The following is a 14,656-nucleotide window of genomic DNA, read 5'->3' as shown; positions in this document are numbered from 1 at the left end:
GCGTGAGCATGGATATTAGCGATTTTTATCAGACATTTTTTGATGAAGCTGACGAACTGTTGGCTGATATGGAGCAACACCTTCTTGATTTGGTTCCTGAAGCCCCGGACTCCGAACAGCTGAATGCCATTTTTCGTGCAGCGCACTCGATTAAAGGCGGGGCGGGCACCTTCGGCTTTACCATTTTGCAGGAAACGACCCATCTGATGGAAAACCTGCTGGATGAAGCGCGGCGTGGCGAGATGCAGCTCAATGCCGACATTATCAACCTGTTTTTGGAAACGAAAGATATTATGCAGGAACAGCTCGACGCCTATAAAAGCTCAGTGGAGCCTGATGCCGACAGTTTTGAGTACATTTGCCAGGCGTTACGGCAGTTAGCGCTCGAAGCGAAAGGTGAAACCGCACCGTCAGTTGTCAACTCAGCAAAACTGAGCGTTGTTGATAGCACCGCGATGCAGGAAGAGGCGGTTGCAAAGCCTGAACTCGCCAGTGAAGAGAGTAAAAAACGCATTACTCTCTCGCGTCTGAAAGCCAGCGAAGTGGATTTGCTGGAAGAGGAACTGGGGAATCTGGCGACCTTAACCGATGTGGTAAAAGGAAGCGACACGCTGTCAGCTACGCTTGATGGCAACCTCGCAGAAGATGACATCATTGCAGTACTCTGCTTTGTCATTGAAGCTGACCAAATTGAATTCGAAACCGTCAGCGCAGCGCCCGCGACTGTAGAAACTGAAGAGGTAGCCGTTGTCGCGAAGCCGCAGCCAGTTGCCGTTGCGCCAGCGGTGAAAGCCGCCGCCAGTGAAGCGCCACATGGGCGCGCGGAGCGTGAAAAACCAGCCCGCGCCAGCGAGTCGACCAGCATACGCGTAGCGGTTGAGAAGGTCGATCAGCTTATTAACCTGGTCGGTGAGTTGGTCATCACCCAGTCGATGCTGGCTCAGCGATCTAACGAACTGGATCCCGTCAATCATGGCGATCTCATCACCAGCATGGGTCAGTTACAACGTAACGCCCGCGATTTGCAAGAGTCGGTGATGTCGATTCGTATGATGCCAATGGAGTATGTGTTCAGTCGTTTCCCTCGTTTGGTGCGCGATCTGGCCGGTAAGCTGGGTAAACAGGTCGAGCTGACGCAGGTAGGTAGCTCAACCGAACTCGATAAGAGCCTGATTGAACGCATCATCGATCCGTTGACGCACCTGGTGCGTAACAGCCTCGACCATGGTATCGAACTGCCGGAAAAACGCCTTGAATCCGGCAAAAGCCCAATCGGCAATCTGACGCTTTCCGCGGAGCACCAGGGTGGGAATATTTGTATTGAAGTGACCGACGATGGCGCTGGCCTGAACCGCGAACGTATCCTGGCCAAAGCTATCTCCCAGGGCATGCCGATCCACGAAAATATGAGCGATGACGAAGTGGGTATGTTGATCTTCGCTCCAGGTTTTTCGACCGCCGAACAGGTGACGGATGTCTCCGGACGCGGCGTGGGTATGGATGTGGTGAAGCGAAATATCCAGGAGATGGGCGGCCATGTTGAGATCCAGTCCAAACAGGGACAGGGGACCACTATTCGCATTCTGCTGCCGCTGACGCTGGCGATCCTCGACGGGATGTCCGTGCGCGTGGCGGATGAGGTCTTCATTCTGCCACTAAATGCCGTTATGGAATCGCTGCAACCGCGCGAAGAAGATCTCCATCCGTTGGCCGGAGGCGAACGCGTTCTGGAAGTGCGTGGCGAATATTTACCGCTGGTTGAGTTGTGGAAAGTCTTTGAGGTTGAAGGCGCTAAAACTGAAGCGACTCAGGGCATTGTGGTTATTTTACAAAGTGCAGGGCGTCGCTATGCGCTGCTGGTCGATCAGTTAATTGGTCAACACCAGGTAGTGGTCAAAAACCTGGAAAGCAACTACCGCAAAGTGCCAGGTATTTCTGCAGCAACGATCCTCGGCGACGGCAGCGTCGCGCTGATTGTCGATGTCTCTGCATTGCAGGGATTAAACCGCGAACAACGTGTGGCGATCACAGCCGCCTGATTGAGTGAGAAGGGAATAATATGACCGGTATGAGTAATGTAACTAAACTGGCCGGCGAACCGTCAGGTCAGGAATTCCTCGTGTTTACGTTGGGGGATGAAGAGTACGGTATCGATATCCTGAAAGTGCAGGAAATCCGTGGTTATGATCAGGTGACGCGCATCGCTAACACGCCTGCATTTATCAAAGGCGTCACGAACCTGCGTGGTGTGATTGTGCCTATCGTCGACCTGCGCGTGAAATTTAGCCAGAGTGATGTGGATTACAACGAAAACACCGTGGTGATTGTGCTGAACCTGGGTCAGCGGGTGGTTGGGATTGTGGTGGATGGCGTTTCGGATGTGCTGTCTCTGACAACGGATCAAATCCGTCCGGCACCGGAGTTTGCGGTCACGCTGTCGACGGAATATTTGACGGGATTGGGTGCGCTGGGTGACCGGATGCTGATCCTGGTCAACATTGAGAAGCTGCTGAACAGCGAAGAAATGGCGCTACTGGATATTGCCGCATCGCATATGGCATAAAGGTAGTCAATATTATCATTCTCTGTAATATTTAGCTGGCAGTTATTAAACGCCCTCCACAATATGGAGGGCGTTTTGCTTTTAATTTTGTGTGTAGGGAAGCCAAGTAATAATGGTTGTTTTATTTTAATTTTGAATGTTTATTGTTATTTCATTTACTTGGTTTATTTGTATTTTTTTCTTTAATTAAAACTGGCGAGTCCTTATAGTATCTATTGTTTGCTGGCGCATATAATATAATCTACAAGTGCAATATATAAATTATTAATTGGTTGAAATAATCTATATTGCTCATGAATATATAATGAACTTGTGCCTCCTGATTTTTCTATTGGCGTAGAGGGAACTAAATGTGAATGCTATATATAATATAGTCTGGAGTACGGCGCGTAATATGTTTGTGGTTGCTGGTGAGTTTTCCCGCGGTAATAATGGACTGCGTAATAGCATCAAAATAACAGGCCTGGCAACATTAATAAGTACTGCTCCTGTTAATGCTGCAGAGTTAGGCCCACAAAACGGTGCATCAATTATTTTGAGTGATAATGAAGTCGTTACGGCTAGTGGACAAACAAATACCACGGGTGTTGAGAGCATCACGACCGGCGGTGATGGCTTACAGATTAAAGGAAAAGCAACTATCAACGTATCTGGTGAAACTCTGTCTACCGGGGTTTCACTGGATAATGGTACCAAAAATGATTTAGGCACGAATACCGAAGTTCATGTCGCCGATACGGATGGCACACAAAATTCAAGTAAAAATACTACCGGAATTTTGATTTCAGCTAATAACCCGGGTACAGAGGTAACAGCATCTGGTATTAATATCGACGTTTCGGGTAAAAATAATGTTTATGGATTTAAAAATATAGGAAAAGACAGTAACGTCGATCTTGGTAGTGGAAGTTCTATTACAGCCATAACGGAAACTGATTATAGTATTGGTGGGATAGGTGATGCCCGCGGTGTTTATTTATTAGGCGGGAGTGGTACTTTCACCATGGATAATGGTTTTATCCATGCTACGAGTAAAGACAACACCGCGTGGGGGATTCAAAGCACGGGTAATGCTAAAATTGATTTAGGTAAAAATAGCCAGGTGGTTGTAGAGGGCAATAATATTGTAACCGGTATTGAGATAGGTACTGATGGTGTATTAGATGCCGATCAACTCACTGTCACTGCAACAGGACTGGCAACAGATTATGGTTCTGTGACAGGTTTAAAGTTGGGTAAAAATAATCATGTTGATTTGGGAAATAACAGCAGAGTAACTATCAATGGCACCTCCGATCTTGCTGAAGGTATCTCGGTTATGGGTCCTGATGCTACGTTAATCGCCAATAATATGGATATTAATATCAGTACGACTCTGGACTGCCGCACAGGAGGGTGTACCACGCGTGGTATCGCTATTAATGAGGCCGGCTCACGCATTGATTTGGGCAGCGGATCGACCATCTCAATCACCGGCTTCTATGATGGGGCTGGAGTAACGATAAACCCCGCGGCAAAAGGTTCTGAATTTATTGCTGATAATCTAACGATTGATGTAACAGGGTCTCAGGTAAATGCAATATCAATGAACACAGGTTTTATGGATTTAGGCCAAAACAGCATCATAAGCGCAGCCGGAGAGGCGACGACTCTCTGGGTGACGGGGGGCGAATTCCACGCGGATGCACTTATCGTCAATACCGCCCAGTCTGTGGGCATCATTGCGCAGGGGGGCGATGTGATGATTGGTGCAGGCAGCGTTGTTGACGGCAGAAGTTCAGCCAGGTTGGGCTCTGTGACCAGCGGTATCGCTGCGGCCTCCGGGAGTACTCTTGATTTTAAAGGGGATGCCGACAATCGAAATGTTATTTACGCGATCGATGGTTACGGCGTGTCATCCCAGTTCTACGGCGCAACGGTTAATATCGCGAATACCGATATTATCATGAGTGGGCAAAATAACCCTTACGGGCTTTGGGCGATAGGAAGTAATAATTTAAACCGTCCGGGAATAATTAATGGTGAAAACCTGACCATTGATGTGACAGCGAGTGGGGAAAATGGTTATGGCGCGGTGGTTCAGCAGGGCGGGGCAATATCGCTGATCGGTAACACCACCATTAAAACCCAGGATGGTGTCGCTATTTTTGTTCCGGTTGTTACCGACAGTGCGGGAAATCTCTTACCCGGCGGGACCGTGACTGGTTCAGGTGTAATGGATATTACGGGCAATATCATTAGCGCGGGTGAAGGCAGCATTTCACTGGATATGGCGTCTGGTTCGCGGTTTGTGGGGGAGACGTTTGTTAACACCGAGCCAACGGTAGACTCTTCGCTGAATCTCTCACTGGCTGAAAAGACGCAATGGACAATTACCGGTGATTCTTCTTTAACTCAATTAAATAATGCCGGAGATATTGTATTTGATACTCCTTCACATAACGGACAGTTCAAGACGCTGACGATTAATGGAAATTATCATGGTGATAACAGTAATCTTTATCTGAACACGCAGTTAGGGGATGACAATTCACCGACGGATAAAGTGATTATCACAGGTGATACTTCCGGTAGCACGACGCTCTATGTCAATAATATCGGGGGAGAAGGGGCGTTAACAACGAAAGGTATTGAAGTGATTGATGTCGGCGGTCAGTCTGATGGCGTTTTTACTCAGGGTAATCAGGTGCAGACAGGTTTGTATGAATACCGATTGTATGAAGATGGCGGTGACTGGTATTTGCGTTCGCAGGCTGTCCCGCCGATAGACCCGGATGATGGCGACGATGTTACACCGGTAGACCCGGATGATGGCGATGATGTTACGCCGGTAGACCCGGATGATGGCGATGATGTTACGCCAGTAGACCCGGATGATGGCGATGATGTTACGCCGGTATACCCGGACGATGGCGGTGATGTCACGCCGGTATACCCGGACGATGGTGGTGATATTAAACCGGTAGAACCGCAATATCGGGCTGATATTGGCGCTTATCTGGGCAACCAGTGGATGGCGCGTAATCTGCAAATGCAGACCCTTTATGATCGCGAAGGGAGTCAATTACGTACCGGTGACGGCGGTATGTGGCTGCGCTTTAAAGCGGGTGAAGCGTCGTCAACAGCTGCAGACGGTCATGTGGATATTGACAACACTTATTCGCAACTGCAAATCGGTGGTGATGTGCTTAGCTGGGATAATGGCGAGCAGAGCCTGAAGGCGGGGCTGATGGTGAGTTATATTCACGCCGACACGGACAGTACGGGTAACCGTGGTGCAGATGGGAGCCGGTTCTCTGCCAGTGGTAACGTAGCCGGTTATAATCTTGGCGCTTATGCCACCTGGTTTGCGGATGCGAAAAATCACAGCGGCCTGTACGTGGACAGTTGGTACCAGTACGGGCTCTACGATAACAGCGTCGAAAACGGCGATGTCGGGTCAACAGATTATGATTCGGCGGCGAGCGCGGTCTCTCTGGAAACGGGCTATCGGTACGACATCATACTTGCCAACTATAATGTCGTCAGCCTGACGCCGCAGGCTCAGGCGACATGGCAGCAATTTAAAGCGGACGCTGTCGCACAGAATGGAACGCGTATTGATGGACAAAACGGGGACAGCTGGACCACGCGCCTCGGACTGCGGGTAGATGGCAAGCTGCACAAGAATACGACGTCGGTGATCCAGCCGTTTGCAGAGGTGAACTGGTTACACACCAGTGATGATGTTGGCGTAGCATTTGATGGTGCTGAGGTGAAGCAGGATCTTCCGGCAGATCGCGCCGAGGTGAAAGTGGGTATCCAGGCGAATTTGAATAGCCAGTGGAGTATCACTGGACAAGTGGCGGGTCAAAAAGGACGTAATGACTATGGCGATCTCAACGGTAGTTTGCTCGTACGTTACAGCTGGTAATTGATGTAAATTATCATCCAGGTGTTGTTGAAATACCCCAGTCTATGGCTGGGGTAATCTTTGTTGATTTGCTGCTCTTGTTTACTTAGCTTGCTCTTGTCTTAAAAAAGCTAAGCCTTAATTTGTTCTGTGATGTTTTCTGAAGACTCGCTTTCTTCCAGTAAACCTTCATCCTGCGCCAGCATCGCCGTTGCAATCCCATTACCTAATACGTTGATTGCTGAACGTCCCATATCCAGGAAGTGGTCAATTCCCATCAGTAACAGGATCCCGGCAACCGGAATATTAAAGCTCGGGATGGTTGCAGCCAGTACCACCAGCGCTGAACGCGGCACACCGGCAATTCCTTTGGACGCCAGCATCAGCGTCAGCATCAGGACGGTGATTTCTGCGAAAGAGAGGTGAATATTATAGGCCTGCGCGATAAACATGGAGGCAAATGAACAATAGACCATGGAACCGACCAGGTTAAACGAATAACCGATAGGCAGCACGAATGACACGATGTTGGGTGAGCAGCCAAATTTAGTTAATTGCTCCAGCGTTTTCGGATAAGCGGCCTCAGAGCTGCTGGTGGTGAATGCGACCAGAACCGGGTCTTTCAGCATGCTCACCAGGCGAAAGACCTCTTTTTTCAGCATGACATAACCCACCGCCAACAGAACCAGGCAGGTCAGCAAAATCGCCACATAGTAGCCGCCGATAAACGATGCATAGTTAAGCAGGATCCCCAGACCCTGGGTAGAGATTACGGAAGAGATGGCTGCAAAAATTGCCAGCGGCGCGACGTACATCACGTAGCCGGTCACTTTCAGCATAATGTGGGAAACCACATCCAGCGCGGCAACCAGCGGAGCGTTAAATTTCTCTCCGAGCGATGCTCCACCAATACCGAAAAACATTGAGAACACCACGATTTGCAGGATCTCATTGTTAGCCATTGCCTCGGCTATGCTGGTTGGAATGGTATGTGTCAGAAAACCTTTCAGGCTCATGCCGCCTACGGCCAGACCGGTGTCGGTGGCTTCCAGCGGGATCGCAAGGTTTAACCCGCTCCCGGGTTGCTCAAGGGAAACCACAAACAGACCGACCAGAATAGACAATACAGAAGAGCTGATAAACCAGATCATCGCTTTGCCGCCCACGCGACCGATGGTGGACGTTTCCCCCAGGCGCATAATACCAACGGTCAGGGTGCTGAATACTAAAGGCGCAATCACCATCTTAATCAGACGTAAAAAGATGTCGGTGAGAAGCGTAATATTATCGGCCCAGGCGGTCACAACGCCGGGGGAGGCATAAGAGTGGATCACCGCACCCGACAGGATCCCCGCCAGCATGAAGATCACGATAAACAACGTGAGTTTGTTTGCATTTGCCACTAAAAAGCCCTCAGTAAGGATTTAACATTTATTGATCGGTTACTCATTTTTTATACTTATTAAGTGGTAACGAAGTATTCATCATATAAATTGGATTAAAGCGTAAACGGATACAACTTTTTTTAATTTTTTATCCATTTTGTTGTGGTATTTACGATGCGTATGTGTGATCCAGATCACACAAAAAAGTGTATTTCAGCCAATCTGGCCGTGCTCACCGATGAGTATGAATGTTATTTGCATGATAATTATGGTGTTTTTATGTGAGTAATTTGTGGTTGCTGCACACCCGTTTTACCTTCCCCTCGCCAGGCTTCACATCCCTTCAGGATTTCCTTTTTGCAAACGTAAAGTTATCTCAGCCACTGCCGATAACGTTGATAACTCGTTTTCAGGAAGGTGCCTTATGTTTAACCGTATCCGCGTTGTCACAATGCTGATGATGGTGCTGGGGGTTTTCGCACTGCTACAGCTTGTTTCCGGTGGTCTGTTGTTTTCTTCATTGCAGCAGAATCAGCAAAGTTTTGTTATTTCTAACGATCTTCGACAGCAGCAAAGTGAACTCACCTCAACATGGGATCTGATGCTGCAAACACGAATCAATTTAAGCCGTTCTTCTGCGCGCATGATGATGGATGCGTCTAACCAGCAAAGCAGCGCCAAAAACGATCTGCTGAAGAATGCGAAAGCATCGCTGGCGCAGGCTGAAACGCATTACGCAAAATTTAAAAACATCACACCGTTGCCGGAAATGGCAGAAGCCAGCGGCAACATTGAGGAAAAATATCAGCAGTACCATGCGGCCTTGGCAGAACTGGTTCAGTTTCTGGAAAGCGGCAATATGGACGCCTACTTTGCGCAGCCTACGCAGGGAATGCAAAACGCGCTCGGCGAGGCGCTGGGCAAGTACGCCAGCGTTAGCGAAAAGCTTTACGTTCAGGCATTTGATCAAAGCGCGCGGGATTACCATTTCGCCCAATGGCAGCTTGGCGTGCTGGCCGTGGTGCTGGTGCTGATTCTGGTGGTGGTCTGGTACGGCATCCGTCATACCCTGCTTAATCCTCTGTCCCGTGTTATTGCCCATATTCGGGAAATCGCCAGCGGTAACCTGACCGCAACTCTCGCCGTTAGTGGTCGTAACGAAATCGGCGAGCTGGCCAGTACGGTTGATCATATGCAGCGCTCGCTGACGGAAACCGTCACTCTGGTGCGTGAAGGCTCTGATGCGATTTATTCTGGTACCAGCGAAATTGCCAGCGGAAACACGGATCTCTCATCTCGTACGGAACAGCAGGCGTCAGCGCTGGAAGAAACCGCAGCGAGCATGGAACAACTGACCGCAACCGTGAAGCAAAACGCGGACAATGCGCGTCAGGCCTCGCAACTGGCGAAAAGCGCCTCGGACACCGCGCAGCATGGCGGCAAAGTGGTTGATAGCGTGGTGAACACCATGCACGAAATTGCCGATAGCTCGAAGAAAATTGCCGACATCATTAGCGTCATCGATGGCATTGCCTTTCAGACCAACATTCTCGCACTGAACGCGGCGGTTGAAGCTGCACGCGCCGGTGAGCAAGGCCGCGGCTTTGCCGTGGTGGCGGGCGAAGTGCGTAATCTGGCAAGCCGCAGTGCGCAGGCGGCGAAAGAGATTAAAGCATTGATTGAAGATTCCGTTTCTCGGGTTGATACCGGTTCTGTACTGGTAGAAAGCGCTGGGGAAACGATGAACGACATCGTCAATGCCGTGACGCGGGTGACCGATATCATGGGTGAGATTGCCTCGGCCTCCGACGAGCAAAGCCGGGGGATTGATCAGGTTGCGCTCGCGGTCTCTGAAATGGATCGCGTTACGCAGCAGAACGCCTCTTTGGTACAGGAGTCGGCTGCCGCAGCGGCCGCTCTTGAAGAACAGGCCAGTCGCCTGACGCAGTCGGTATCGACTTTCCGTCTTGCGTCACGTCCGGCCTCGACAAAACCACGCGATACACGATTACCTGCAGCGCCGAGCGCCTCCTATCCGCGCCAGAGCATTGAACAAGATACGAATTGGGAAACATTTTGACTGACAGTTAAACCGCGGCCAGTGCCGCCCGATGGGAGCGTTGATGTTTAATCGTATTCGAATTTCGACCACGCTGTTTTTGATTTTAATCCTCTGCGGTGTTTTGCAGATTGGCAGTAATGGCTTGTCCTTCTGGGCATTTCGGGACGGTTTTCAGAACCTGAATCAGGTCGAACGGAGTAATCAGCAACGCGCTGCGCTGGCCCAAACCCGCGCTGTGTTATTACAGGCCAGTACGGCCCTTAATAAGGCAGGGACGCTGACCGCCCTGAGCTATCCGCCAGAGGACATCAAAACCCTGATGACCCTTGCGCGCGACAGCCTGGCGCAGTCTGAATTGATGTTTAAACGCTTTATGGCGACGTCGGATTCGACGAAACAAGGCAAGGCGCTGTTTAGCGCGACGGAGAAAAGTTTCAACCAGTGGCACAGCAATCTCGCGCATCAGGCCACCTGGCTTGAAAACAATCAGCTGTCAGATTTTCTGACCGCGCCGGTGCAGGCGGCTCAAGATGCTTTTGATGCGAATGTGAATGCGTGGCAGAGCAACATCGACCGCGTGTTGCAAACGGCAGGAGAGCAGAGTCAGCGCAATTATCATATGTCGGGGGTGATTTTCGCCACCATGGTGGTCCTGGCGGCACTGCTCACCAGCGGTGCGCTGTTCTGGTCACGCAAGATGATGGTTCAGCCGCTGGCGATTATTGGCAGCCATTTCGACAGTATTGCCGCAGGGAATCTGGCACGGCCAGTAGCGGTTTATGGGCGCAATGAGATCTCGGCCATTTTTGCCAGCCTGCAGAAGATGCAAAAGGCGTTACGCGAAACGGTAAGTGACGTTCGTCAGGGCAGCTCAGCCATGCATAGCGGTATTTCAGAAATCGCGATGGGCAATAACGATTTATCTTCGCGAACCGAACAGCAGGCGGCCGCGCTGGCACAAACGGCGGCCAGCATGGAACAACTTACCGCCACCGTCGGCCAGAACGCTGATAACGCGCGCCAGGCGTCAGGAATCGCCAAAAGTGCGGCAGACACAGCGCATAAAGGTGGCGAGCAGACGTCCCGGGTTGCCAGCACCATGCATGAGATTTCTGCCAGCTCGCAGAAAATCGGCGACATCATCGGCGTAATTGACAGCATTGCCTTCCAGACCAATATCCTGGCGTTGAATGCCGCGGTCGAGGCCGCCAGGGCAGGGGAGCAAGGGCGTGGTTTTGCCGTCGTCGCTGGTGAAGTGCGTAATCTGGCAAGCCGTAGCGCGCAGGCGGCGAAAGAAATTAAGGGGCTCATTGAGGAGTCAGTCACCCGGGTGCATCAGGGCTCGCAACTGGTGGATATGGCGTCGCGCACGATGACGGAAATTGTCAGTTCGGTGACCCGGGTTAACGACATCATGGGCGAGATTGCCTCGGCATCCGATGAACAGCGCAGAGGCATTGAGCAGGTGGCGCAGGCCGTCAGCCAGATGGACTCAGTGACGCAGCAAAACGCCGGGCTGGTGGAAGAAGCCGCATCCGCCACCGGACAACTCGCCACACAGGCCGATAATCTTTCCGCCTGTGTCGCATTTTTCAAGCTTGAAGAGCAAACCGTAGCAAAACAAGAGTTGGCGCAGCCGCAGGTTGTGCCCGTTGTATCCTGAATGTGATTGAGAAGGCGCTATGACATCATCTCTGCCCACCGGGCAAACGTCATTATTGTTACAGATGACACAGCGCCTCGCGCTGTCTGACGCGCATTTTCGTCGGATATGTCAATTAATCTACCAGCGTGCGGGGATCGTACTGGCCGACCACAAGCGGGATATGGTTTATAACCGCCTGGTCCGCCGTTTGCGTACCCTGGGGCTGGATGACTTTGGTCGCTATCTCAGCATGCTGGAAGCTAACCAGAACAGTGCTGAGTGGCAGGCTTTTATTAACTCCCTGACTACCAACCTGACCGCATTTTTTCGCGAAGGGCATCATTTTCCGGTGCTGTCAGATCATGCTCGTCGGCGCAGCGGTGAATACCGCGTCTGGAGCGCGGCGGCATCAACCGGAGAAGAGCCCTACAGCATTGCGATTACGCTTGCCGATACCTTAGGTATGGCACCGGGCCGCTGGCGCGTTTTTGCCAGCGACATTGATACCGAAGTGCTGGAAAAGGCCAGAAACGGCATTTACCGCCTCGATGAGCTAAAGACGCTGTCACCCCAGCAGTTGCAGCGTTATTTCATGCGCGGCACCGGGCCGCATGAAGGGCTGGTACGAGTTCGGCAGGAACTGGCAGGTCATGTTGAATTTTCCAGCGTCAATTTACTGGATAAGCAGTACAACGTGCCTGGCCCTTTTGACGCCATATTTTGCCGTAACGTGATGATCTATTTCGATAAAACGACGCAGCAGGACATTTTGCACCGTTTTGTTCCACTTCTTAAACCTGACGGACTGCTGTTTGCAGGTCATTCAGAAAACTTTAGCAACCTTGTGCGCGAGTTTAGCCTGCGTGGACAGACCGTGTATGCGCATGCGCCAGGTAAGGATAAAGCATGAGTAAAATCAGGGTGTTGTCGGTAGATGATTCTGCATTGATGCGTCAAATCATGACCGAAATTATTAACAGCCACAGTGATATGGAAATGGTGGCGACGGCGCCGGATCCGTTGGTCGCCCGGGATTTAATCAAAAAATACAATCCCGACGTCCTGACGCTGGACGTGGAAATGCCGCGCATGGACGGCCTCGATTTCCTTGAGAAGTTGATGCGCCTGCGTCCGATGCCGGTGGTTATGGTTTCTTCACTGACCGGTAAAGGTTCTGAGGTCACGCTGCGGGCCCTGGAACTGGGGGCGATTGACTTTGTCACCAAGCCTCAGTTGGGGATCCGCGAAGGCATGCTGGCGTATAGCGAGATGATTGCGGAGAAAATCCGCACCGCATCGCGGGCAAAACTGGCCGCCCACAAACCTTTGGCGGCACCGACGACCTTGAAAACGGGGCCATTACTCAGTTCAGAAAAACTGTTGGTCATCGGCGCCTCAACCGGAGGAACAGAGGCAATTCGCCATGTACTCCAGCCATTGCCGCTTTCAAGTCCCGGTATTCTTATTACCCAGCATATGCCGCCAGGATTTACCCGATCGTTCGCCGAACGTCTGAACAAACTGTGTCAGATTACCGTGAAAGAGGCAGAGGACGGAGAGCGCGTTCTCCCTGGGCATGCGTATATCGCGCCTGGCGACAAGCATATGGAGCTGGCGCGCAGCGGCGCGAACTATCAAATCAAAATTCATGACGGTCCGCCGGTTAACCGGCACCGGCCCTCAGTGGATGTGCTGTTTCATTCGGTGGCGAAACATGCGGGGCGTAATGCCGTTGGGGTGATCCTGACCGGTATGGGCAACGATGGCGCAGCCGGAATGCTAGCGATGAACCAGGCGGGTGCCTGGACCATTGCGCAAAACGAAGCAAGTTGTGTGGTGTTCGGCATGCCGCGCGAGGCCATCAATATGGGTGGCGTAAGCGAAGTGGTCGATCTTAGCCAGGTGAGCCAGCAAATGCTGGTGAAAATTAGTGCCGGACAGGCAATACGTATTTGAATCAGGAGTTTATTTTTATGGCGGATAAAGAGCTTAAGTTTTTGGTTGTGGATGACTTTTCCACCATGCGTCGCATCGTGCGTAACCTGCTTAAAGAGCTGGGATTCAACAATGTTGAAGAGGCTGAAGATGGCGTGGATGCGCTGAACAAGCTACAGGCAGGGGGATTCGGTTTTGTTATTTCTGACTGGAACATGCCGAACATGGATGGACTGGAACTGCTGAAAACCATCCGTGCAGATGGTGGGATGGCTTCTCTGCCGGTGCTGATGGTCACGGCAGAAGCGAAAAAAGAGAACATCATTGCGGCGGCACAGGCAGGCGCCAGTGGCTATGTCGTGAAACCGTTCACGGCGGCGACGCTGGAAGAAAAACTGAATAAAATCTTTGAGAAACTGGGCATGTGAGGGTGTGATGATGATGCAACCACAAATTAAACCTGCTGACGAACACTCTGCAGGGGACATCATCGCGCGCATCGGCAGTTTGACCCGAATGCTGCGCGACAGCCTGCGTGAACTGGGGCTGGATCAGGCTATTGCCGAAGCGGCAGAAGCAATTCCCGATGCCCGCGATCGTCTCGATTACGTTGTACAGATGACCGCTCAGGCGGCAGAGCGCGCGCTGAACAGCGTCGAAGCTTCGCAGCCGCACCAGGACGCGATGGAAAAAGGGGCCAAAGACCTGACCAAACGCTGGGATGAATGGTTCGAAAATCCGATCGAACTGTCAGACGCTCGTGAACTGGTCACCGATACCCGTCAGTTTCTTGGTGATGTGCCCGGACATACCAGCTTTACCAATGCCCAGTTGCTGGACATCATGATGGCGCAGGATTTCCAGGATCTCACCGGACAGGTCATCAAGCGCATGATGGATGTTATCCAGGAAATTGAACGTCAGCTGTTGATGGTTCTGTTGGAAAACATACCGGAACAGGGCGCTCGTCCAAAACGTGAAAACGAAAGCTTGCTGAACGGCCCGCAGGTTGACGCCTCGAAAGCTGGCGTAGTGGCAAGCCAGGATCAGGTTGACGACCTGCTGGATAGCCTCGGGTTCTGATGAGTATTTGCCGGATGTGAGGCGTGGGCCTCTCATCCGGCTTACGCGCAATTCTGCTTAAAGCCATAAATCCCGTCTTTTTTACCGCTTA

General features: G+C 51.3%; 10 protein-coding genes. 9 read left to right on the top strand and 1 reads right to left on the bottom strand.

The window, feature by feature from the left end; all coding sequences use genetic code 11:
* Window positions 1-2: 2 nt before the first annotated feature.
* The 3 genes from cheA to E6P06_RS17510 all read left to right on the top strand — a co-directional run bounded on the left by cheA (window position 3) and on the right by E6P06_RS17510 (window position 6,476).
* On the top strand, window positions 3-2,039 hold the full coding sequence (cheA, locus tag E6P06_RS17520; protein ID WP_003034635.1) for a chemotaxis protein CheA: 2,037 nt from the start codon (window positions 3-5) through the stop codon (window positions 2,037-2,039).
* Between the two features lie 20 nt (window positions 2,040-2,059).
* On the top strand, window positions 2,060-2,563 hold the full coding sequence (gene cheW, locus E6P06_RS17515; protein ID WP_003839146.1) for a chemotaxis protein CheW: 504 nt from the start codon (window positions 2,060-2,062) through the stop codon (window positions 2,561-2,563).
* Between the two features lie 352 nt (window positions 2,564-2,915).
* Complete coding sequence (locus E6P06_RS17510; RefSeq protein WP_139935496.1) at window positions 2,916-6,476, top strand: autotransporter outer membrane beta-barrel domain-containing protein; 3,561 nt, start codon at window positions 2,916-2,918, stop codon at window positions 6,474-6,476.
* Window positions 6,477-6,586: 110 nt separating this feature from the next.
* On the opposite strand, the gene E6P06_RS17505 is transcribed toward E6P06_RS17510, so the two are convergent.
* Complete coding sequence (locus E6P06_RS17505; protein WP_003839151.1) at window positions 6,587-7,858, bottom strand: dicarboxylate/amino acid:cation symporter; 1,272 nt, start codon at window positions 7,856-7,858, stop codon at window positions 6,587-6,589.
* A gap of 406 nt (window positions 7,859-8,264) precedes the next feature.
* On the opposite strand from E6P06_RS17505, the gene tar reads away from it, so the two are divergent.
* Genes tar through cheZ form a run of 6 tightly spaced genes read left to right on the top strand, consistent with a single transcriptional unit; the run spans window position 8,265 to window position 14,565 of the window.
* Entirely contained in the window at window positions 8,265-9,920 is a 1,656-nt protein-coding gene (gene tar, locus E6P06_RS17500; protein WP_032936849.1) for a methyl-accepting chemotaxis protein II, read from the top strand.
* Window positions 9,921-9,963: 43 nt separating this feature from the next.
* Window positions 9,964-11,565: a methyl-accepting chemotaxis protein IV gene (gene tap, locus E6P06_RS17495; RefSeq protein WP_139935495.1), complete on the top strand. Its 1,602-nt coding sequence runs from the start codon at window positions 9,964-9,966 to the stop codon at window positions 11,563-11,565.
* A 19-nt stretch (window positions 11,566-11,584) separates the two neighbouring features.
* Window positions 11,585-12,457 carry a protein-glutamate O-methyltransferase CheR gene (gene cheR, locus E6P06_RS17490; protein WP_003034649.1) on the top strand — a complete coding sequence of 291 codons (873 nt, stop codon included), beginning with the start codon at window positions 11,585-11,587 and terminating at the stop codon, window positions 12,455-12,457.
* Complete coding sequence (locus E6P06_RS17485; protein ID WP_003034651.1) at window positions 12,454-13,503, top strand: chemotaxis response regulator protein-glutamate methylesterase; 1,050 nt, start codon at window positions 12,454-12,456, stop codon at window positions 13,501-13,503. Before cheR ends, E6P06_RS17485 begins: the two co-directional genes overlap by 4 nt.
* A 17-nt stretch (window positions 13,504-13,520) precedes the next feature.
* The gene (cheY, locus tag E6P06_RS17480) at window positions 13,521-13,910 is read left to right on the top strand and encodes a chemotaxis response regulator CheY (protein ID WP_003034656.1); all 390 of its coding nucleotides are present in this window, start codon (window positions 13,521-13,523) and stop codon (window positions 13,908-13,910) included.
* A 10-nt stretch (window positions 13,911-13,920) separates the two neighbouring features.
* On the top strand, window positions 13,921-14,565 hold the full coding sequence (gene cheZ, locus E6P06_RS17475) for a protein phosphatase CheZ (protein WP_003034659.1): 645 nt from the start codon (window positions 13,921-13,923) through the stop codon (window positions 14,563-14,565).
* The last annotated feature ends 91 nt before the right edge of the window (window positions 14,566-14,656 follow it).

This window comes from Citrobacter sp. CF971, from assembly GCF_006385635.1.
GTDB lineage: Bacteria > Pseudomonadota > Gammaproteobacteria > Enterobacterales > Enterobacteriaceae > Citrobacter > Citrobacter freundii.
The sequence above is the reverse complement of the archived record's forward strand: the minus strand, read 5'-3'. Positions and strand labels throughout refer to the sequence as shown.